The following is a 22,076-nucleotide window of genomic DNA, read 5'->3' as shown; positions in this document are numbered from 1 at the left end:
CAGACTCCGTTTCAATAACCCATAAATACTTTCATGTACAAACAGGCTTTTAGCGTCATCCCGCATTTCCCACGGAAACTTATATCATTTAATAACCACCTTGTTAACTGTTTATCATATCGGTTTATTGTAAAATTAACGCATAAAATTATATTATTTAACTTATCGAGGATTTTACCGGATGAGTTATGAAAAATCTCAGTCAATCTTTCCCGACAAGACCGCTCAAAATAAAACGCTGTGATTACTCCTATCTTAAGCGCGGACTAATCTATTTTTTATTGTTCAATGTTATTTTTTTAGGGTTCTGTTTTTTCTGGAAGCCACATTTTATTGAAGATTTCAAAATTATGGATAAGCCGGAATATGTCCAGAATTTTACTTTGGAAAATAATCTTTGCCGTGCAACACTACTGGTTTTTCGAGAATGCCGGACAGACGCGAAAATAACGCTCGGAAATCAGAGTTTTATAAAACATTTTTCAGTGCGCTTTTTAGGTTTAACAAGGAATTCTTATCCGGTATATATTGTTTATCAGCGCGACAATCCGGAAAAAATGGTGCTTAACCTTGAAATAGAGCACATATGGCAACGGTTGTTTGTGTTTTTTATTGTTTTGATAATTGCATTTCTAATTGCGATAAAAAGTTTTGCCGATTTTATACAGCAATATAGGCAATGGAGAGTTGTCGGAAGCCAACGTAAGATGATGCCGACAATTGTTGCTTTGACAAAATTATTTTTCGGTTATTGTTTTTACCGAATTCATTTGCCTGATGGCAAAATTCAAAAACGTTTGCTCAAAGTAAAACGCAAAGATCCGTTGGTCTTTGTCGATCAGTCAAGGGGATATGTTCTTGGCGCTATACCTGAAGGATGCAATTTCGCTATTGTATTTGATCAAAAACTCGATCATGTTGATTTAACCGAGGCCGAAAAGAAAGAATTGATGGGTACAATCGCCCGTCTCGCAGAATCAGGCGAAAAAATAATGCGGCCAATGTTCTAGTTAAAATTGTTGTTGGAAGGAAATGACGATGGCAGCAAAAAAACACGGACGTTATGATGCTTATCTCGAACAAGCACGCGATCTTCCTCCCATCAAAACGGCAATTGTCCACCCCTGTTCAAAAGAAGCCATGGTGGCGGCTATTGAAGCCTGGCAAGAAAAATTTTTGCAACCGGTTCTGGTCGGGCCGGAATTAAAAATCAGGAAAGCTGCAAAAGAAGCAGGCGTCAAAATAGATGATCTCGAAATCATACCGACAGAACATAGCCATGCGGCTGCCCGGACAGCGGTCGAAATGGCAGCAAGTGGAAAAGTTCAGGCGTTAATGAAAGGGTCGCTCCATACCGACGAGCTTTTAAGCGCCGTGGTCAACGCACAATCGGGGTTGCGAACAGAACGACGCATCAGCCACGTTTATGCAATGGATATTCCGGCCTATTCAAAGCCGCTTTTCATTACCGATGCGGCAATCAATATCCGTCCGGATCTTGATGACAAGCGCGATATTGTTCAAAACGCGGTTGATCTTATGCGCATTCTGGGGCGTGAAAAACCGCTTGTAGCGGTGCTTGCGGCGGTAGAAACCGTTAATTCGAAAATGCCGGCCACCCTTGATGCAGCAGCTTTGACTGTCATGTCGATGCGCGGGCAAATTACCGGTGCTGTTGTGGATGGACCGTTGGCTTTTGATAATGCGATCAATTTGAAGGCGGCCGAAATAAAGGGTATTGTTTCACCGGTCGCAGGAAAAGCCGATATTCTTCTGGTGCCGGATCTTGAAGCAGGCAATATGCTTGCCAAGCAATTGATGTATTTTGCCGATGCCGGTGCTGCCGGACTGGTTCTCGGTGCGCGTGTGCCGATTATTCTCACCAGCCGATCGGATAAAGTGTCAGTGCGTCTTGCCTCCGCAGCACTCGCAAAAATCATGGTCGAGCGGCGGTTCAAACTGGAGAAGGCGCATCATGCATAACCGGATTGTAACGTTCAATTCCGGCTCTTCATCATTAAAGGTCGGACTTTATGAAATAAAGGGCTCCCGCGCAGAGCGTCTTGGAAAAGGTTCGATTGATCTCAGGCGTAATTGTTTTTCTTTCCGGATTGAACAAACCGGCGAGCAGATAGCGGCTGCACCGCTCCCAGAAAAAGCCGATGATAAAGAAATGCTCAAGCAAGTGTTTGGCTGGCTTGTTGAGCGAATGGATATCGGAGAAATCAAAGCGGTTGGTCATAGAATAGTACACGGCGCAGATATCTTCAGAAATGCGTGTATCGTCAATGATAAAACATTGGATTATATGGAATCGCTTATACCGCTTGCACCACTCCATCAACCGGCCAATCTCCGATTGATTTATCTGGTCAAAAAACTTTATCCGTCGCTCATGCAAACAGCCTCTTTTGACACAGCTTTTCATCAGGGCCAGAGCGATAGAGTGAGACGTTTCGCCATTCCCCGAATTCTGCACAACCGCGGTATCAAAAAATACGGTTTCCATGGGCTTTCCTATCACTATATTTCGGAACAATTACCCAAATTGCCGAAAGATGTCCGTATAAAGAATGTCGTTGTTGCCCACCTTGGCAGTGGCGCCAGTCTCTGCGCATTGAAAGATCAGCAAAGTGCTGAAACAACCATGAGCTTTACCACACTTGACGGTGTGCCTATGGCAACGCGTTGCGGGTCACTTGATGCGGGAGTTCTCATCCATCTGTTGCGAAACAAGCGCCATAGTGTCAGTGACATGGAATATATGCTTTATCATTCGAGCGGCCTCCTTGGTATGTCTGGCATCAGCGCCGATTGTCGTGATCTGGTGGCATCCAAATTGGAACAGGCAAAACAGGCTCTTGATGTTTTTACTCTTCGTATTGCGCAGGAAATCGCGCGTTTGGCAGTCACTCTGGAAGGGCTTGATACCATTATTTTCACTGCCGGTATCGGTGAACACCAACCGGAGATTCGCGAGGCTGTATTGGAACAATTGCGTTGGATGGGGATCGAGATTGACTATGAAGCCAATAATGCCAATCAATCACGGCTGACAACGCTTAATAGTCCTATTGCCGCATTTATTATTCCGACGGACGAAGAACAACGTATTGCTGATGACGCTGCCCTTCTTTTGACCGAAAATGAAAAAACAGCTCATTGAATTTTTAAAATAACAGGTTGCGGGGCATAAATTGCTTAATTGTATCGCGGGGAAAAGCTTATTGTTCAATTATAGCTAACATAGTTGAAATAGCTGAAAAGATAAACAGGAATATGCAATTGCGCTTGTTATATCGCCATGAGGCCCCGAAGAAAACGGAGGCAGCATCGGCGCAGCGCCAACAGGTCTAGACTATAATGCTTTCATCTTGCCTTTAGTCGACAGAACATTGAAACTAAAAATCTAACGCTCGAATCCGTTCTTTAAATCCATTCTTTATTAGAGATTTTTATAGCTCTTTAAGGGATTTTTCATAAGCTTTGTAAGCACAATTTTTAAATCAATGAAGTATGTCTGCCGTTTTACATATTTACCCAAGTGAAGCCTGTCCGATTGTATGTTTCGACTGACGAAGTGAATGGTCAAGTTGTTTTCACTCGTCGCTTCTTCTTGGTGAAGTATGTGCTGGCAAGATTATGTGTTTCCAAGACAGGGCGTAAAGTTTGCGCCAAATATTGGCGGATACCCGTAAATATTGGCAGATGCACCTATAACGAAGACATTCGAATTACTAAAAAATTCAGGCTAACAGGAATTCGACAATAGGTCGCAGCAATATCGGCGGAATATTCCGCCGATATTATTTTGGTGCTTAACGTTTGTTCAAACGGTTAGCAATCAGGTCTTCAACAACCTGCGGTTCTGCAAGTGTTGATATATCGCCCAGATTTTCAAATTCGTCTTCGGCAATTTTACGCAAAATTCGCCGCATGATTTTGCCCGAACGTGTTTTTGGCAGACTCGGAGCAAACTGGATCTTGTCGGGTGTGGCAATCGGTCCAATCTCGTTTCTGACATGTTTGATAAGGTGTTGACGCAATTCTTCTGTCGGTTCGATACCTTCCATCAATGTCACATAACAATAGATACCCTGTCCCTTGATCGGATGCGGGTAACCTACAACCGCTGCTTCGGAAACATTGTGATCGGAGACGAGCGCCGATTCAACTTCTGCCGTGCCAAGACGATGGCCTGAAACATTCAAGACGTCATCGACGCGGCCGGTAATCCAGTAATATCCGTCATGATCACGACGACAGCCATCACCGGTAAAATATTTGCCCTTATAGGTCGAAAAATAGGTTTCTACAAAACGGTTATGATCGCCATAAATTGTGCGCATTTGCCCCGGCCATGAGTCGGTAATGCATAAGTTTCCATCATTTTCACCTTCGAGGACTTCTCCTTCAGTGTCGACAAGCTCGGGCTTGATGCCGAAGAAAGGAAGTGTTGCCGAACCGGGTTTCAGATCGGTTGCACCGGGTAGCGGGGTGATCATATGGCCACCGGTTTCGGTCTGCCACCATGTGTCGACAATCGGGCAGCGATCATCACCGACTTTATGATAAAACCAGTTCCATGCTTCCGGATTGATCGGCTCGCCAACCGAACCAAGAATACGTAATGATGTCCGTTTCGAGCGTTCGACATATTCGTCACCGGCTCCCATTAATGCACGAATAGCTGTTGGTGCGGTATAAAGAATATTGACCTTATGCTTGTCGACAACTTCCCAAAAGCGCGCCTGATCGGGGAAGTTCGGGACACCTTCAAACATAAGCGTTGTCGCGCCATTACATAATGGCCCGTAAACCAGGTAGGAATGTCCGGTCACCCAGCCGACATCGGCGGTACACCAATAAACGTCGCCTACATGATAATCGAATACATATTCATGCGTCATGGAAGCATAAACAAGATAGCCGCCGGTTGTATGAAGAACGCCTTTCGGTTTACCCGTAGAACCTGACGTATAAAGAATAAAAAGCGGGTCTTCGGCTTTCATGCGCGCTGGCGGGCATTCGGTTTTCGCATTGGCCATTTCTTCATGATACCAGAAGTCACGACCGGGGGCCCAGCCGATTTTGCCGCCGGTTCTACGCACAACCATCACCTGATTGACCAGAACATATTGGCGTGCGGCAATGTCAATTGCATGATCGACATTTTCTTTCAAAGGGATGGGCTTGCCGCCACGTACACCTTGGTCGGCTGTAATGATAAAGGTCGATTCGCAGTCGACAATACGCCCTGCAAGGGCTTCCGGTGAAAAGCCTGCAAATACGACTGAATGGACTGCGCCGATACGTGCACAGGCAAGCATTGCATAAGCGGCTTCCAGAATCATGGGAAGATAAATGGTAACCCGATCGCCTTTTTTGACGCCCCGTTTTTTTAGGATATTGGCAAACCGGCAGACGTTTTCGTAAAGTTCCTTATAGGTGACTTTTTTATCAATATAGGGGTTGTCACCTTCCCAGATCATCGCAACCTGGTCACCGCGACTTTTCAAATGTCTGTCGATGCAATTATAGGTTACATTTGTGATGCCGTCTTCATACCATTTTATGGATACACGGCCTCGAAAACTGGTATTTTTAACTTTTGTAAACGGTTTGAACCAGTCAATGCGCCGGCCATGTTTCGACCAGAATGCATCCGGATCCTTGATACTTTCATCATACCATTGAAGATATGTTTCACGATCAATCAAGGCATTTTTCTTGATATTATTAGATACAGGATAGACTTTATCCGTCATCTTCTCCTCCTTTTTGTGTTGCTATTCTCCTCACGCAACACGTTCTTTATAAAATATCCATTTGTGATGGATATTTGATATTTACATTAAATGGTATCATCGGTTTCTTGGAAGTCTTAAAATAATTTTTTTAAAAAACTTATCGTGAATGACTAGAAAAAACCGAAGTAAAATAATTATAAATTGTCAATTTTTGTTTCTTTTTTACTGAAAAAGGCCAGCGAGGCATCGATTTTAAAACAGCGAGCAGTAGTTAAAATAGCGAAGTGATACCACTTCGTGTTGTGTCCGGTATTTGAAAGGAAAATGCTATGTTGGACGGAAAGCTGATAGTCTCGCGTGAAGAAGCGTTGAAAAATGGAGCTGATGTGACGTCAAAGAAGTCAGGTCACCGGATGGCGGCGCAAACAGCTTCGTTGAAAAATCCGGTGGATGCTTATCCGAAGCCTCCCTATTCGACAGAAAAACAACAAGCTCCGGGACTTGCATCAAAGTTGACGCCAAAGGCCGATCACGGAGAAAAAAGTTACAAAGGCTCCGGTAAACTTTTAGGCAGAAAAGCGCTGATTACCGGTGGTGACAGCGGCATCGGGCGAGCCGTCGCGATAGCATTTGCACGTGAAGGTGCCGATGTTGCAATCAACTATCTGAAGGAAGAAGAGTCCGACGCGCAAGAGGTTATCAAGCTCATCGAACAGGCAGGGCGCAAAGGATTTGCTATTCCCGGTGATTTGACCGATCGGCATTTTTGCGAAAAATTGGTCGGGGAAGCAGTCAAAAAACTGGGCGGACTTGATATTCTGGTGAATAATGCCGGCCGTCAACAGGCGGTGGAAGCTCTTGCCGATCTCACAGACGAATCTTTTGACCAGACGATGAAAACCAACATTTATGCACCGTTCCGTGTAACAAAAGCTGCATTGCCACACATTCCTGCGGGTGGTTCCATCATTATCACGTCTTCGGTACAGGCATTTGACCCGTCTGCAACCTTGTTCGACTATTCACAAACCAAAGCTGCCAATGTTGCTTTTGCCAAATCGCTGGCAAAGCAACTCGCTCCGAAAGGCATTCGTGTTAATGCGGTTGCTCCAGGCCCCTTCTGGACACCATTGCAACCCGCCGGTGGCCAGCTCATGAAAGCCATGCCGCAATTCGGTTCCGAAACACCTTTGAAGCGTGCAGGCCAGCCGGTTGAAATTGCCCCCCTTTATGTTTTGCTGGCATCAGAAGAAGCAAGCTATTGTTCAGGCCAGGTCTTTGGTGCGGCCGGCGGAATTGGCATGGATAGCTGATTATTGGTGAGTAACCGGCGGACGATGACCGAATATTGCCGAACCGACGCGCACACTCGTGGCACCGAAGGCAATGGCTGTTTCATAGTCCGCCGACATTCCCATTGACAGTTTTTTCACTTCCGCCTCTTTAGCCAATTTTGCAAGAAGAGCAAAATAGGGGCCGGGATTTTCACCAACCGGCGGAATACACATCAAGCCGATAATATCGAGATGATGGTCGTTTTGGCAGTGTTTGACAAACTCGACTGCCTCATTTGGCGCTATGCCGGCTTTTTGTGGCTCTTCTCCGATATTGACTTGCACATAGCAAGGGAGCTTGCGATTTTGTTTTAACATTTCTTCTTCAAGAAATTTTGCAATTTTTTCTCTGTCAACCGTTTCGATCACGTCAAAAAGCTGGACTGCTTCTTTTGTTTTATTTGATTGCAATGGCCCGATGAGATGGAGCTTGAGATCAGGAAATTCTTCGCGCAATTGCGGCCATTTGCTTTCAGCTTCCTGAACACGGTTTTCACCGAAAACTCGTTGTCCTGCTTCAAGAAGCGGGTGAATATCTTCAACTCCGAAAGTTTTCGACACAGCGATGAGCTGAACGTCATCAGCTCTACGTTTTGCATCATTGCACGCTTTGACGATATTCTCTTTGACTTTTTGCCATTGTGCAATAACCGCATCCATAGTCATTTTCCCTTCTTCATCAATTTTAATGAATAAAAGCGCATAGAAATGGTTGACGCTTTCCTTAATCCGTGGTGAAGCACGTATTGAGTTTTTTGACCACATTTTGCAAGAGTATAATTGTAATGGCAACCGAACGCTACAATCCACGCGCGACTGAACAGAAATGGCAGTCAATCTGGGGTGAAAAAGAAGTTTTCAAAACCGATAATAATGACCCGCGCGAGAAATATTATGTGTTGGAAATGTTTCCCTATCCTTCGGGACGCATTCACATGGGGCATGTGCGCAATTATGCGATGGGGGATGTGGTTGCCCGTTATAAACGCGCCCGCGGATTCAATGTTTTGCACCCGATGGGGTGGGATGCTTTCGGCATGCCGGCAGAAAATGCCGCTATGCAACACAAAGTTCACCCGAAAGACTGGACTTACCAGAATATCGCTTCCATGAAAAAGCAGCTGAAGTCCATGGGGCTTTCTCTTGATTGGTCGCGCGAATTTGCAACCTGCGATGTTGAATATTATCATCGCCAGCAGATGCTTTTTCTTGATATGTATGAAAAAGGGCTTGTTGATCGTAAAACCTCCAAGGTCAACTGGGATCCGGTCGATCATACAGTGCTTGCAAACGAGCAGGTCATTGACGGGCGCGGCTGGCGTTCGGGTGCGCTCGTTGAACAGCGGGAGCTTACGCAATGGTTTTTCAAAATCACCAAATTCAGTCAGGAACTTCTGGATGGTTTGAACGGCCTTGATGAATGGCCGGAAAAAGTGCGCGTTATGCAACGCAACTGGATTGGCAAATCCGAAGGTGCGCTTTTGCGCTGGGAAATTGCCAAGGAAACGCCGATAGACGGTTTCAGTGAAATCGAGTGTTTTTCAACCCGCCCCGATACAATATTCGGTGCTTCCTTTATCGCTATTGCTGCCGATCATCCGGTTGCCCGCAAACTTGCCGAAAAGAATGCAAAACTGAAAGATTTTATCGACGAATGTCACCGCAAGGGAACGTCGACAGCCGAGATTGAAACAGCCGAGAAAAAAGGTTTCGACACCGGCTTGAAAGTCGTCCATCCATTCGATGATAAATGGGAAATACCTGTTTATGTCGCCAATTTCGTTTTGATGGAATATGGAACGGGTGCAGTTTTCGGCTGTCCTGCTCACGATCAACGCGATCTTGATTTTGCCAATAAATATGAATTGCCGGTGCGTCCGGTTGTTTTGCCCGAAGGTGCGGATCGCGACAGTTTTGTTGTGACCGAAGAAGCCCACACCGAAGACGGTATTATGATCAATTCCGGCTTTCTTGACGGCTTGACGCCGAAAGCCGCATTTGAAGAAGTTCTCAAACACTTGTCCGGCCAGATGTTGAACGGTCGCCCGCAAGCCGAGCGCAAAGTTCAATTTCGCCTGCGTGACTGGGGTATTTCGCGGCAACGCTATTGGGGCTGCCCGATTCCGATTATCCATTGTGATGATTGCGGGGATGTACCGGTTCCACGTGCCGATTTGCCGGTAAAATTACCTGATGATGTTACATTCGACAAACCCGGCAATCCGCTTGACCGCCACCCGACATGGAAATTCGTTAAATGTCCGCGTTGTGGCAAACCCGCACGGCGGGAAACCGATACGATGGATACCTTTGTCGATTCCTCGTGGTATTATGCCCGCTTTACTGCCCCTTGGGAAAATGAGCCGACCAACAAGGATGCAATCCGGAAATGGTTGCCGGTCGACCAATATATTGGTGGCATCGAACACGCGATTCTGCATTTGTTGTATTCGCGCTTTTTCATGCGGGCAATGAAATTGACCGGCCACGTCAATGTCGACGAACCGTTCAAGGGGCTTTTCACTCAAGGTATGGTGGTTCACGAAACCTATCATAACAAGGAAGGTTGGGTGGCACCAGCCGATATCCGGATAGAAGAAAAGGATGGTGTGCGTCGTGCGACCCTCCTTTCCGATGGCAGTCCGGTAGAAATCGGTTCGATCGAAAAAATGTCGAAGTCGAAGAAAAATGTCGTCGACCCTGATGATATTATTTCTTCCTATGGCGCTGATACCGCACGGCTTTTCATGCTTTCCGATTCACCGCCCGAACGTGATGTTATCTGGACCGAAGCGGGTGCGGAAGGTGCCCACCGTTTTGTGCAACGCGTCTGGCGGTTGATTTCGTCAAGTGCCGAAATATTGGCACATGTCAAACCGCAAGCCGGAACAAAGGGTGCAGCGCTCGATATTTCCAAAGCGGCTCACCGCACACTTGCGAAAGTGGCAGATGATATTGAAAAGCTTGCTTTCAACCGCGCTGTGGCACGCCTTTATGAACTTGTTAACAAGCTCGCTCCGGAATTGCAAAATCTGGAACAAGCCGACGACGAAATGAAGGCCGCTTTGAGACAGGCACTGGATTTCTTTATCGTCATGATATCGCCAATGACTCCACATCTGGCGGAAGAATGTCATGCAGCTTTGGGAGAGACAAATCTGGTTGCCCAAATGTCTTGGCCACATTATGATCCTGCTTTAATTGTGGATAACGAGATTACTATCCCTATCCAGATTAACGGGAAAAAGCGTGGTGATTTGACAATTGCACGCAATGCGGATCAATCTACTATCGAAAAGGCTGTTCTTGCCCTCGATTTTGTGCAATCAAATCTGGCAGGCAAGAAGCCGAAGAAAATTATCGTAGTTCCACAGAGGATCGTCAATGTTGTTGCCTGACCATATTCTGAATAGCATCAGACCCATAACAACTGCTGTACTATTGGGGACAACGCTCGCCATATCGGCCTGCACCGTTCAACCTCTCTATCATGGAGACTCGAACGGGACGGCGCAACTGAATGTTTCACCGTCCATCCGTTCGAAATTGTCTGGCGTTATTATTGACGAGCCAACCGACCGGTTTAACCAGTTAGTTCGTAACCGATTGATTTTCTTGTTGAATGGTGGTGCAGGAGAGCCTTCTGATCCAACCTATCAACTATCGCTTGGCACAAGCTATAGTATCCGGACTGCAGTCCAGATGGATATAGGCGATTCGACCGATCGTACGGGCCGTGCATCTGCCGGTGCTGTTGATGGTCGTTCGGCTTATGTTTTGAAAGATATGAAAAATAAACCGGTTGCCAAACGCACACGGACTGTCAGCGCTTCGTTTGACCGTCCTCGTCAGGAATATGCAAACTTGCAAGCTGAAGAGGATGCCAAGAAACGTGCCGCAGAAGAATTGGCCGAGCAGATCTTCCTGTCTTTGGCTCAGGATATGTCGAAATTGAAATGATTCGTTTTGGTCAGGCGATTTGACCGCCTGACCGACGTTTAATTTTATGACGGTTCTGCCAATTATTTATTCAAATCCCGTCGTGGCAAGATTTGGTGCGATACTATTTCTCTTGTTCCGATGGGGGCTCATTATCCGGTGAGTGGTTATGCGCTTTATCGAAGAAATATTGTTCGGAATATAGATTTAAACTTGGTTCGCCATATTTGTTTTGGCCTTTTTGGCTTCTCATCGGGCAAAGTATCAGAGCGAAAAGAATATAGATTGCGGCCGGTACACCCAAAAGCAGGTAAAACATCGGCTCTCCGGTTTTCAAATGGAAAAGTTGTATCGGCAATAATCCGACCAAAAATATCCATATAACGAGACCGAACAGGCCGGTTAAATGATAAAAAATTGAAAAAACCAGCCATAAAATTATAAGTGGTAAAAGAAAAATTATCCCTATGAATGGAAAAATCAGCCATAAGCCATGCCATTCTACGTCGTGAAACCGGCGGATGATGAGCGAGACGCTCGGGATATACAAAAAAATACCAAGAGCGGTTATGGGAAAGTTGAGGATTTGACTAAAAATACTGTTAGTGTCAAAAAAAGCGATAAGAAACAAAACAGTAAAAGCGAAAACGTCAAATAACAAAAACAGGCTGAATTCTTTTCGATTTGCCCGTCCGTCGAAAACTGTCATATTTGAAAATGCCGATTTTACAGCTTCCCAAATAACTAGCACTCTTTAACCCCCTCTGTCAGAATGACTTTCTTTCAAGCCTTTGATCGTTTTAAAACAGCAAAGCCATGGCAAAAAATGGCTAATGCTGTTCTTGATATCTTACCCGCTCGTCTTCAAATCATGAACTGCTGCTTTCCAATTAGGGCTGTTATTTTTTTAGCCAATAGTTTGTCCGGTCTTTGCCCAATCTTTCATGAATACATCCAGACCTTTGTCGGTGAGAGGATGTTTTATCAACAATTTCAAAACGGCAGGCGGGATTGTCGCGACATCGGCACCAATAAGTGCAGCTTCCTTGACATGGTTGACTGTGCGGATAGATGCGGCAAGGATTTGGGTTTTAAAGTCGTAATTGTCGAAAATTGTCCGGATTTCACCAATAAGATCCATCCCGTTCAATCCGAGATCATCAAGCCGTCCGATAAAAGGAGAAACGTAGGTTGCACCGGCTTTGGCTGCAAGCAATGCCTGATTGGCCGAGAAACATAAGGTCATATTGGTTTTCAAGCCCTTCGAAGAAAGTGCTTTACAAGCCTTCAATCCGTCAAATGTCATAGGAAGTTTGATACAGATATTATCGGCAATTTTTGCCAAGATCTGGGCTTGCTTCATCATTCCGTCGAAGTCTGCTGCGGTGACTTCTGCTGATACAGGGCCGTCTATCAGGGCGCAAATCTCTTTTGTTACTTCGATGATATCCCGTCCGGATTTCAAGATCAGTGAAGGATTGGTCGTAACACCATCAACAAGTCCTAGATTATTGAGCTCCGAAATTTCTTCAATAATGGCAGTATCAACAAAAAATTTCATATTCCAGCTCCTGAGTGCTTTTGCTTTGTCCAATATCCGGTGATCTTTTACGATTTGCTTGTTATGATCCATTGTTTTATGCAAAAGCAAGACCAACATGACACCGATAATGACAAATATCGAATCAAAACCCCAAAAAACTGTTTCAATTCTGGTGCCTATGCCGGCGGAAACGGCTTATAGCTATTCTGTGCCGGACGATATGAATGTCAAAGTCGGTTCGATTGTGCGCGTGCCTTTGGGGCCAAGAGAAGTGGCCGGTCTCGTTACCAATGAGGCAAACAGCAATAACAAAGTGGCGGCAAAAAAATTGCGGCCAATTTCCGAAGTGTTCGATTGTCCGCCATTGCCGGCCGATATGATGCGTTTTATCCATTTTGTTTCCGACTATACTCTTTCCCCGCCGGGAATGGTTGCACGTATGGCTTTGCGGGTTCCTGCGGCATTTGACCCCGAGCCGGCAATTGCCGGATTGCGCTATTGTGGTGGCAAAGTCGAGAAAATGACAGCTGCACGAAAACGCGTTCTCGAGCTTGCGCAAAATGGCCTCGCCTGGACAAAACCGGGGCTTGCCCATGCCGCCGGAACATCGACAAGCGTTGTCGAAGGATTGAAAAATTCCGGTATATTCGAGGAAATCGAAATGCCGCCCCCTCCGGTTGTGGCGCTCCCTGATCCCGACTATTCAAGCCCGACACTTGAAAAAGCGCAAAAACTTGCCGCCGATAAGCTGATAGAGGCCGTCGACGGGGATTGTTTTAAAGTCTTGCTGCTTGACGGTGTTACGGGGTCAGGCAAAACAGAAGTCTATTTTGAAGCTGTTGCGCAGGCGCTTGAAAAAGGCAAACAGATTTTGATTCTTTTGCCGGAAATAGCATTAACGCAGCAATTTCTCGATCGATTTGAAAGCCGTTTCGGTGCGCCGCCTGCCGAATGGCATTCCGATCTCACCCCCAAACAACGTGAACGGGTCTGGCGGCAAGTCATTGAAGGGCGGATAAGAGTCGTTGCCGGTGCACGTTCCGCACTTTTTCTACCTTTCGAAAATCTCGGACTGATTATCGTCGACGAAGAACATGATACAGCCTATAAACAGGAAGACCGTGTCTTTTATAATGCGCGTGATATGGCTGTGGCGCGTGGCTCTTTCGGCGGTTTTCCGGTCATTTTATCTTCTGCTACCCCATCGGTAGAAAGCAAGGTCAATGCCCTTCAGGGACGCTATCAGGCGGTTCATCTTCCGTCGCGTTTCAGAAAGGCCGCACTGCCGGATTTGCGCGCTATCGACATGCGCAAGAATGCTCCTCCCTCAGGGCGGTTTTTGTCACCGCCACTTGAACTTGCCATGCGCGAGGCGCTTGATCGCAAAGAACAGGCGCTCATATTTCTCAATCGTCGCGGCTATGCACCTCTGACGTTATGCCGCGTATGCGGTCACCGTTTCCAATGCCCGAATTGTTCGAGCTGGCTCGTTGAACACCGCTTTCGCGGGCAACTTATGTGCCACCATTGCGGCTATCACGAACCGATCCCCGAAGCTTGTCCGGAATGCGGAACACTTGATCATCTCGTTGCCTGTGGGCCGGGTGTCGAAAGGATAGCCGAGGAAACATTGAAGCTGTTTCCGGAAGCGCGCATTCTTGTATTGTCGACCGACCTGATAGGGGGTGTCAAAAGATTAAGGCTGGAGCTTGAAGCCATTTCAAAAGGCGAGGTCGATATTGTCATCGGAACACAACTGGTTGCCAAAGGCCACCATTTTCCGGGTATTTCACTCGTCGGTGTAGTTGACGCGGATCTGGGGCTTTCCAATGGGGACCCGCGCGCGGCAGAACGCACATTCCAGTTGTTGTCTCAGGTTACCGGTCGCGCTGGTCGCACGGGGCTAAAAAGTCAGGGGTTGATACAGACTTATCAGCCGGAACATCCGGTCATGCAGGCAATTGTCTCGGGCGACAGCGAAGCATTTTATAAAAGAGAAATTGACGAGCGGGCACGCCACAATCTCCCGCCTTTCGGGCGTCTCGCAGCGCTTATTGTTTCATCTGAAAGCCGCAGTGACGCCGAAGCACATGCGCGCGCTTTGCGTCAGGCAGCGCCATCGGCAAATGAAATATCGGTATTGGGACCGGCCGAAGCGCCATTGGCATTGGTGCGCGGACGATATCGGTTCAGACTGCTTCTACAGGGAAGCCGTCGTGCCGATATGCAATCTTTTATTCGTGCAATGATTGCACGGGGGCCCAAAATTCGTGGTACAATACGGGTGCAGGTTGACATTGATCCGCAAAGTTTCATTTAATGTCCGTGCTTCTCGCTGAATGGGACAAACAGTAACAATGTGGCAGGTGGTCTGTTTGGCATAGATCAATCGTTTCAGAGGTTTGGAATGATGCGTTTTTTATTGATATTGTCGACGTTACTGTTTTCAATAAGTCCGGTTTTTTCCCAATCTGTTTCTGATGTCATCGGGCACGATAGCCAGAATAATAAGAAAAGTGCCGATGTTACCGTTTTTGTCTTTGCTTATAGTATGCTCAAAGAATCGGACAAAGTATTTATGCCAATGATTGACGAACCGGCAAACAGCATGATGAAATCATGTAAAAAACCTTCATCCAAAGCCAGACAATGGGTCTATATGAATATTGTCCAGCAATATGATCATATTCTGAAGGAAATTTATCAACTCGAAAAAGGATTGAGTATTAACGGAAAGGTTGAACCGGGGCCGGTGGCGACACGCATGATAACTACCTTAAGCCAGCGTCGCGATATGATAGAAACGGCACGCGCTCTCGATCTTTCTGCTGAAGTTGTCGAGGTGCGTATGGAAAATAATGATGCTTTGTTGGATAAAGCATTGATCGAGACAGGTGACACGGTAGCCTCATCAGCCTTTGATACATTCAAGGAAACAAATACAGCAAAGATCAAATTGGTACCTCAGGACATTGAAAAAATATTGCAGGACAATTGCCTGAAAGATCCGACCGGAGAAGAAAATTTTCTTTCGGGTCCGGCACAATAATATTGCTACCCGTTTCTTTTTTTAAAAAAGCGTGCATATAGAACTTATTGCTTAAATGGTTAAAAAATTCGGCCTTGAGAGGATCGGCCTTGAGAGGATTTGAAGGTAGGTAACGATGATTGAACTTTACTTTCCCCAAAGTTGCGGAGAGTGGCTTGCATGGTTCGTAGCGTGGGGTTTTGTTCTGGTAGGTCTGTTCTATTTAATCTGGCCGAAAATTGCGATGCGGATGTTCTGGACTTATCCGCAACAAGAATCAGCTTCACTCCTTGCTGCGGTGCGCGGCAATATGGGCGGGCTACCGCTCGGCTTGGGAATTGGCTATTTATTGTTTGCACAACCTTTTTTAGCGGTTGCGCTATTTTTGGCGGTATTTTTCTGCATTGTCGGACGGCTTGTCTCATTTATAATTGACAAAAGCTTTTCTGGCTTTAATGTCATTGCGCTATTGATCGAAATAGTGTTTGCAATAGCGAGTTTTGTTTATGCTTTCGGTTTTGTAGCTTAAATATTAAAAAAAATAAGGCATAGTTTTAAAAAGCAGCCTGTTGCGGTGTTGCGAGTCTCAATTGTGTATGCTAGATGCCTATCAACTTTTAATATTTGAATAGCGGTCACATACCGACAACGGGAAAAGTTATCTGGCATTACCGAGTTGGCAGTTATTAAGGTCAACTCTCTGCTAAGGGGAAAGACAGGATAGAGTGTCAAAGTCGTCTTCGCTAACATCTGCAGTAGCCGAGCGTTATGCTGCATCACTTTTTGATCTCGCACGAGAAGCCAAATGTGTCGATGCTGTAGAAAAAGAACTATCTTCATGCCTTTCATTGATCGAATCAAATAGTGATTTAAAACGTCTGGTCTTCAGTCCGGTTTTTTCATCGGTTGAACAGGAAAAGGCGGTTGCTTCTCTTTGTAAAGAAGCCGGCATGGATAAAAACGCCACCAGTCGTTATGTTGCCAATTTTTTATGTGTCGTCGCATCCAATAGACGGCTTTTTGTGTTGCCGGCCATTGTTTCTGCTTTCCATAATCTGGCTGCCAACTTCCGCGGCGAAATTTCGGCAGAAGTTGTTTCGGCGCAGGAATTGACTTCAGCTCAGGAAAAAGAGTTGAAAGCAACATTAAAAACCGTGGCAGGTAAAGATGTGAACCTGCATAAAACCGTTAATCCGGATATATTGGGTGGTCTTATCGTCCGACTCGGTTCGCGTCAGATTGATACGTCACTGTCATCGAAATTGTTTTCGCTTAAGCTTGCACTGAAAGAGGTCGGCTGATGGATATTAAACCGTCGGAAATATCTAAAATCCTGAAAAGTCAAATCGAAAATTTCGGTAAAGAAGCCGAAGTTTCCGAAGTTGGTCAGGTTCTGTCTGTGGGTGACGGTATCGCCCGTGTTTATGGCTTGGATAATGTTCAGGCCGGTGAAATGGTCGAGTTTCCCGGTGGCATACGTGGTATGGCGCTTAACCTTGAAAGTGATAATGTCGGTGTTGTTATTTTCGGTTCGGATCGTGACATTTGTGAAGGTGATACGGTCAAGCGCACGAAAACTATCGTTGATGTTCCTGTTGGTCCGGAGCTTCTTGGACGCGTTGTGGACGCTTTGGGAAACCCGATTGACGGTAAAGGTCCAATCAATGCCAAAGAACGTCGTCGTGTTGACGTCAAGGCTCCCGGAATCATCCCGCGTAAATCGGTTCATGAGCCGATGTCGACTGGTCTTAAGGCGATTGATGCACTTATTCCGATTGGGCGTGGCCAGCGCGAGTTGGTGATCGGTGACCGTCAAACCGGTAAAACGGCAATTTTACTTGATACATTTCTTAACCAGAAGCCGGCACATGACAAGAATATCGAAAAAGATAAACTTTATTGTGTTTATGTTGCTGTCGGTCAGAAACGTTCGACTGTTGCCCGTTTTGTGAAAGCACTGGAAGAACGTGGCGCACTGGAATATTCGATCATTGTTGCGGCGACTGCTTCCGAGCCGGCTCCGATGCAATTTATTGCGCCATTTGCCGGTTGTGCGATTGGTGAATATTTCCGTGATAACGGCAAGCATGCTTTGATTGGTTACGACGATTTGTCAAAACAGGCTGTGGCTTATCGCCAGATGTCTTTGTTGCTGCGTCGCCCGCCGGGGCGTGAAGCTTATCCTGGCGACGTTTTTTACTTGCACTCCCGTTTGCTTGAACGCGCAGCCAAGATGAATGATGCTCATGGTGCCGGTTCGCTGACAGCGCTTCCTGTTATTGAAACGCAGGCAAATGACGTATCAGCCTATATTCCGACCAATGTGATTTCGATTACCGATGGTCAGATTTTCCTTGAAACGAACTTGTTCTATCAAGGTATCCGTCCGGCAGTGAATGTTGGTCTATCGGTTTCCCGTGTTGGTTCCGCTGCACAAATTAAAGCAATGAAGCAGGTAGCCGGTTCGATCAAGGGTGAACTTGCCCAATATCGTGAAATGGCCGCTTTTGCCCAATTCGGCTCTGATCTTGATGCATCGACCCAGCGTTTGCTTAATCGCGGTGCGCGGTTGACCGAACTGCTGAAACAGCCACAATTTTCGCCGTTGAAGACAGAGGAACAGGTTGTTGTTATCTTTGCCGGTGTAAATGGTTATCTCGACAAGATTGCTGTTAATCAGGTTAGCAAATTCGAACAAGGATTTCTGGCATTGATGCGCACCGACCATACGGATATTCTTGATGGTATCCGCAACGAACAGAAGTTGACTGATGAGCTGAAGAACAAGTTGACCACAGTTCTACAAGCTTATTCCAAGAACTTTTCTTGATCTTATGATGGGACGGTTTAATGGCTTCGCTAAAAGATCTTAGAGATCGTATCGCCTCGGTTAAGGCGACGCAGAAAATAACCCGTGCGATGCAAATGGTCGCTGCGGCAAAGCTGCGTCGTGCAGAAGAGGCAGCAGAAGCAGCGCGTCCGTATGCGCAACGTATGGCCGCGGTGCTTACCGATCTGGCTTCTCATATCGGTGCAGAAGACGCACCGAAATTGATGGTCGGCAACGGGAAAGATGATGTTCATCTTCTCGTGGTCTGTACAGCAGAGCGTGGACTGTGTGGCGGTTTCAATTCGCAAATTGCCCGCCATGCAATCGAGCATATCAAGGCACTGCAAGTTCAGGGCAAAAAGATAAAAATACTCACTGTAGGGAAAAAAGGCTTCGATATTTTGCATCGCGATTTCGGTCAATATATCATCGACCATGTCAGCCTGAGAGAAGCCAAGCACCTCAATTATTCGCATGCTAAAAACATTGCGGATAAAATAATTGAATTGTTCAAAAAAGACGAATTTGATGTCTGCACATTGTTTTATTCCGACTTCGTGTCAGTCATCAATCAGCAACCGACTTCCCTGCAACTTATCCCCGCTCCGAAAGAAGATGAGAACGAAGATATACAGGAGAAAGCAGTTGTTCCTGCCGTTTATTCGTATGAACCTGACGCCGCAACAATCCTGAATACACTTATCCCGCGCAATATTGGCGTACAAGTTTTTCGGGCGCTACTGGAAAATGGTGCCGGAGAAATGGGTGCCAAGATGAGTGCAATGGATAATGCAACGCGTAATGCGGGTGAGATGATCAATAAACTGTCGGTCACTTATAACCGTCAACGTCAGGCTCAGATCACGACAGAACTGATTGAAATTATTGCGGGCGCAGAAGCGCTCTAATATGGAAGGTAAGGATCGATGGCAAAAGCGGCGACCCCAAAGACGGCAACCACAAAGGCTGCGGAAAAGAAAGTAACAGCAAAAGCTGCTGCCAAACCGGCAGCTTCTAAAGCTTCAGTCAAAGCGGAAGCTCAAGAGCAATCTGGCAAGGCCAAGAAAGCATCGGCATCTGTTACCGAAACCAAAGGTAATTACAAGCTTGATAAGACTAAAGGCGTTTTAGGCCATATAACACAGATTATCGGTGCTGTTGTTGATGTGCAATTTGACGGACATCTGCCAAAAATTTTGAATGCTTTGGAAACTGAAAATCTTGGCCATAGGCTGGTTCTTGAAGTTGCACAGCACCTTGGCGAGAATACAGTTCGCACAATTGCGATGGATACGACCGACGGTTTGGTTCGCGGTCAGGAAGTTGTCGATACCGGCGCTCCTATTTCGGTTCCCGTTGGCGAAGCAACGCTTGGTCGTATCATGAATGTTATCGGCGAACCTGTTGATGAAGTCGGGCCAATAAAATCCGACAAGATTCGTGCGATCCACCAGCCTGCTCCGGCCTATGTCGATCAATCGACAGAATCGGAAATTCTGGTTACCGGCATCAAAGTGGTTGACCTGCTTGCGCCATATTCCAAAGGCGGCAAGGTCGGTTTGTTCGGCGGTGCCGGTGTTGGTAAAACAGTTCTGATTATGGAGCTCATCAACAACATCGCCAAGGCGCATGGTGGCTATTCGGTTTTTGCCGGCGTTGGTGAACGTACCCGTGAAGGTAATGACCTTTATCACGAAATGATCGAAAGCCACGTGAATGTTGATCCGAAAGAACATAACGGTTCTGCAAAAGGCTCAAAATGTGCTTTGGTTTATGGACAGATGAACGAATCACCGGGTGCTCGCGCCCGTGTAGCGTTGTCGGGTCTCACGGTTGCCGAAAGCTTCCGTGATGATGGTCAGGACGTTCTATTCTTCGTGGATAATATTTTCCGTTTCACCCAGGCCGGTTCGGAAGTTTCGGCTCTGCTCGGTCGTATTCCTTCGGCTGTGGGCTATCAGCCGACTTTGGCCACCGATATGGGTGCTTTGCAGGAACGTATTACAACCACCAACAAAGGGTCTATCACGTCCGTTCAGGCAATTTACGTTCCTGCCGATGACTTGACCGACCCGGCTCCGGCAACATCGTTTGCCCACCTTGATGCAACGACTGTTTTGTCGCGTTCCATTGCTGAAAAGGGTATTTATCCGGCTGTGGATCCGCTTGATTCTTCCTCGCGTATGCTTGATCCGCTTGTTGTTGGCGAAGAACACTATAGTGTTGCCCGTCAGGTTCAAACAATTCTTCAACGCTATAAGTCGTTGCAGGATATCATCGCCATTCTCGGTATGGACGAGCTTTCGGAAGAAGATAAACTTGTTGTTGCTCGTGCCCGCAAGATCGAACGTTTCTTGTCGCAGCCTTTCCATGTTGCGGAAGTTTTTACGGGTTCTCCGGGAAAATTGGTTGCTCTTGAAGATACGATCAAAGGCTTTAAAGGTCTTTGCGCCGGTGAATACGACTATTTGCCAGAATCTGCCTTCTATATGGTAGGCTCGATCGAGGAAGCTGTTGAAAAAGCACAGCGTCTTGCTGAACAAGTCTCGTAATTAAAAGGGTTCTGTCGCCTTTTATAGTGGCGACAGAGCCATTTGCAGTGGCTTGCCCATTGGGGAAAAATCTATTTTTGCACTGCAAAGAGTTTGAAATCTTCAGGTCTTTTTAGACTTTTGCAGATTTTACTGATTGTCTTTAGGGTAAGGTGACGAAAGATATGGCTAAATCATTTTTATTTGAGCTGGTTTCTCCAGAACAATTGCTACTTTCGGAAAAAGCAACTGAAGTTGTCTTGCCGGGAAGTGAAGGCTATATGACCATTCTTCCTGATCACTCTCCTGTTATGACCGCGGTTACTCCGGGAATTATCACAGTAAAATCGGCAACCGGCCAAATGTCATTTGTTGTTTATGGCGGCTTCGCCGATATTAATCGTCACGGTTGTTCTTTATTAGCTGAATCAGCCGTTTCCGTTGAAAAATTCGATGAAAGCGATCTGGAACGCCGTATTAGTGAAGCACGTGAAGTCTTTGAAGGCGCCGAGAATGATGAAGCACGCAATAAGGCGGAAGATTTTCTTCATCAATTGACATCTATACAAAACGTCATTTCGACAATTTGATCAAACGCCACTATTTGCAAATTGGCGTTTTCCTGTCTTCGGCATTTACTGATCATGCTCCCTTGCGCATAAAAAGCTCACGATTTTGGTGAGCAGATAATATTTCCGGAATCAAATTCTATTTCCAAACCTATCTTGCTTTTTGCGATGTCTCCCCAATGACAGCCGCCTATCTCGCCGGAAAAATTCCGTTTTTGTTTGGCACTACTCCTCGGCTTTCAAGACCTTCTTGGTTCTTTTTAAGGGTGGAAGCGCAATACCCATGGAGACAAAGAAAACCGTCAATCGACAAATTGCGATTGTGACACAAACTGTTATTGGAAAGCCAAAACATCACCGGTTTTTGACTTAAAAACAAGCGCAAATCCAGTTGAGTTCGGCGAGGGGACTTGCCGGAAAAGCAGGAAGTGCCTTGAAAAATCGCAAGCAGCTCGGCTTATCGACAACTGCCTGCTCATTTTGCTTAAATAAAATTCACTTCGAAAATAATTTTGCAGTTTCCAAGCGGAATCCAATCTCGAACCGGAGCAA

At 46.2% G+C, this 22,076-nt stretch carries 18 protein-coding genes; 14 read left to right on the top strand and 4 right to left on the bottom strand.

Features of this window, described 5'->3' with window-relative positions:
- The first annotated feature begins 188 nt into the window (after window positions 1-188).
- From H3S83_RS00680 to H3S83_RS00670, 3 genes are read left to right on the top strand one after another with little or no spacing between them, the layout of a single operon-like run.
- Complete coding sequence (locus H3S83_RS00680; protein ID WP_077973130.1) at window positions 189-1,010, top strand: hypothetical protein; 822 nt, start codon at window positions 189-191, stop codon at window positions 1,008-1,010.
- A gap of 28 nt (window positions 1,011-1,038) precedes the next feature.
- A complete protein-coding gene (locus tag H3S83_RS00675; protein WP_246741696.1) occupies window positions 1,039-1,983 on the top strand; it encodes a bifunctional enoyl-CoA hydratase/phosphate acetyltransferase in 945 nt (314 codons plus the stop codon).
- Window positions 1,976-3,166: an acetate/propionate family kinase gene (locus tag H3S83_RS00670; RefSeq protein WP_077973127.1), complete on the top strand. Its 1,191-nt coding sequence runs from the start codon at window positions 1,976-1,978 to the stop codon at window positions 3,164-3,166. Before H3S83_RS00675 ends, H3S83_RS00670 begins: the two co-directional genes overlap by 8 nt.
- A 652-nt stretch (window positions 3,167-3,818) precedes the next feature.
- Here the strand turns inward: H3S83_RS00670 and acs are convergent.
- Window positions 3,819-5,768 carry an acetate--CoA ligase gene (gene acs, locus H3S83_RS00665; protein WP_078040180.1) on the bottom strand — a complete coding sequence of 650 codons (1,950 nt, stop codon included), beginning with the start codon at window positions 5,766-5,768 and terminating at the stop codon, window positions 3,819-3,821.
- Window positions 5,769-6,163: 395 nt separating this feature from the next.
- Between acs and H3S83_RS00660 the strand changes: the two genes are divergently transcribed.
- Window positions 6,164-7,063 carry an SDR family oxidoreductase gene (locus H3S83_RS00660; RefSeq protein WP_198239621.1) on the top strand — a complete coding sequence of 300 codons (900 nt, stop codon included), beginning with the start codon at window positions 6,164-6,166 and terminating at the stop codon, window positions 7,061-7,063.
- Here the strand turns inward: H3S83_RS00660 and H3S83_RS00655 are convergent, their stop codons facing one another.
- On the bottom strand, window positions 7,064-7,744 hold the full coding sequence (locus tag H3S83_RS00655) for a YggS family pyridoxal phosphate-dependent enzyme (protein WP_198239620.1): 681 nt from the start codon (window positions 7,742-7,744) through the stop codon (window positions 7,064-7,066).
- Between the two features lie 125 nt (window positions 7,745-7,869).
- On the opposite strand from H3S83_RS00655, the gene leuS reads away from it, so the two are divergent.
- Complete coding sequence (gene leuS, locus H3S83_RS00650) at window positions 7,870-10,482, top strand: leucine--tRNA ligase (RefSeq protein WP_198238622.1); 2,613 nt, start codon at window positions 7,870-7,872, stop codon at window positions 10,480-10,482.
- The gene (gene lptE / locus H3S83_RS00645; RefSeq protein WP_077973119.1) at window positions 10,469-11,044 is read left to right on the top strand and encodes an LPS assembly lipoprotein LptE; all 576 of its coding nucleotides are present in this window, start codon (window positions 10,469-10,471) and stop codon (window positions 11,042-11,044) included. The genes leuS and lptE overlap by 14 nt, the downstream gene beginning before the upstream one ends.
- A 103-nt stretch (window positions 11,045-11,147) precedes the next feature.
- Here the strand turns inward: lptE and H3S83_RS11660 are convergent, their stop codons facing one another.
- Both H3S83_RS11660 and fsa read right to left on the bottom strand, forming a co-directional pair.
- Window positions 11,148-11,732, bottom strand: a complete 585-nt coding sequence (locus H3S83_RS11660) for a DUF805 domain-containing protein (protein ID WP_077973117.1) — start codon at window positions 11,730-11,732, stop codon at window positions 11,148-11,150.
- A 198-nt stretch (window positions 11,733-11,930) separates the two neighbouring features.
- The gene (fsa, locus tag H3S83_RS00635) at window positions 11,931-12,584 is read right to left on the bottom strand and encodes a fructose-6-phosphate aldolase (RefSeq protein ID WP_198232877.1); all 654 of its coding nucleotides are present in this window, start codon (window positions 12,582-12,584) and stop codon (window positions 11,931-11,933) included.
- Window positions 12,585-12,693: 109 nt separating this feature from the next.
- Here fsa and H3S83_RS00630 point away from each other — a divergent pair, with 109 nt between their 5' ends.
- The 8 genes from H3S83_RS00630 (at window position 12,694) to H3S83_RS00595 (ending at window position 21,545) form a co-directional block, all read left to right on the top strand.
- Complete coding sequence (locus tag H3S83_RS00630) at window positions 12,694-14,886, top strand: primosomal protein N' (RefSeq protein ID WP_198238621.1); 2,193 nt, start codon at window positions 12,694-12,696, stop codon at window positions 14,884-14,886.
- Window positions 14,887-14,973: 87 nt separating this feature from the next.
- Window positions 14,974-15,615 (top strand): hypothetical protein, encoded by a 642-nt coding sequence (locus H3S83_RS00625; RefSeq protein WP_198238620.1) that lies wholly within the window; start codon window positions 14,974-14,976, stop codon window positions 15,613-15,615.
- Window positions 15,616-15,730: 115 nt separating this feature from the next.
- Window positions 15,731-16,123: a DUF4345 family protein gene (locus H3S83_RS00620; RefSeq protein WP_077973108.1), complete on the top strand. Its 393-nt coding sequence runs from the start codon at window positions 15,731-15,733 to the stop codon at window positions 16,121-16,123.
- A 196-nt stretch (window positions 16,124-16,319) separates the two neighbouring features.
- Window positions 16,320-16,895: a F0F1 ATP synthase subunit delta gene (locus tag H3S83_RS00615; RefSeq protein WP_078040175.1), complete on the top strand. Its 576-nt coding sequence runs from the start codon at window positions 16,320-16,322 to the stop codon at window positions 16,893-16,895.
- Window positions 16,895-18,424 (top strand): F0F1 ATP synthase subunit alpha, encoded by a 1,530-nt coding sequence (gene atpA, locus H3S83_RS00610; RefSeq protein ID WP_077973106.1) that lies wholly within the window; start codon window positions 16,895-16,897, stop codon window positions 18,422-18,424. The genes H3S83_RS00615 and atpA overlap by 1 nt, the downstream gene beginning before the upstream one ends.
- A gap of 20 nt (window positions 18,425-18,444) precedes the next feature.
- Window positions 18,445-19,332: a F0F1 ATP synthase subunit gamma gene (locus H3S83_RS00605; protein WP_077973105.1), complete on the top strand. Its 888-nt coding sequence runs from the start codon at window positions 18,445-18,447 to the stop codon at window positions 19,330-19,332.
- Window positions 19,333-19,350: 18 nt separating this feature from the next.
- On the top strand, window positions 19,351-20,976 hold the full coding sequence (atpD, locus tag H3S83_RS00600; protein WP_077973104.1) for a F0F1 ATP synthase subunit beta: 1,626 nt from the start codon (window positions 19,351-19,353) through the stop codon (window positions 20,974-20,976).
- 164 nt (window positions 20,977-21,140) lie between these two features.
- Window positions 21,141-21,545, top strand: coding sequence for a F0F1 ATP synthase subunit epsilon (locus H3S83_RS00595; RefSeq protein WP_077973103.1), 405 nt, complete (start codon window positions 21,141-21,143; stop codon window positions 21,543-21,545).
- Window positions 21,546-22,076 lie beyond the last annotated feature (531 nt).

The sequence above is a fragment of the Bartonella sp. W8122 genome (assembly GCF_016102485.1).
Classification (GTDB): domain Bacteria; phylum Pseudomonadota; class Alphaproteobacteria; order Rhizobiales; family Rhizobiaceae; genus Bartonella; species Bartonella apihabitans.
The sequence above is the reverse complement of the archived record's forward strand: the minus strand, read 5'-3'. Positions and strand labels throughout refer to the sequence as shown.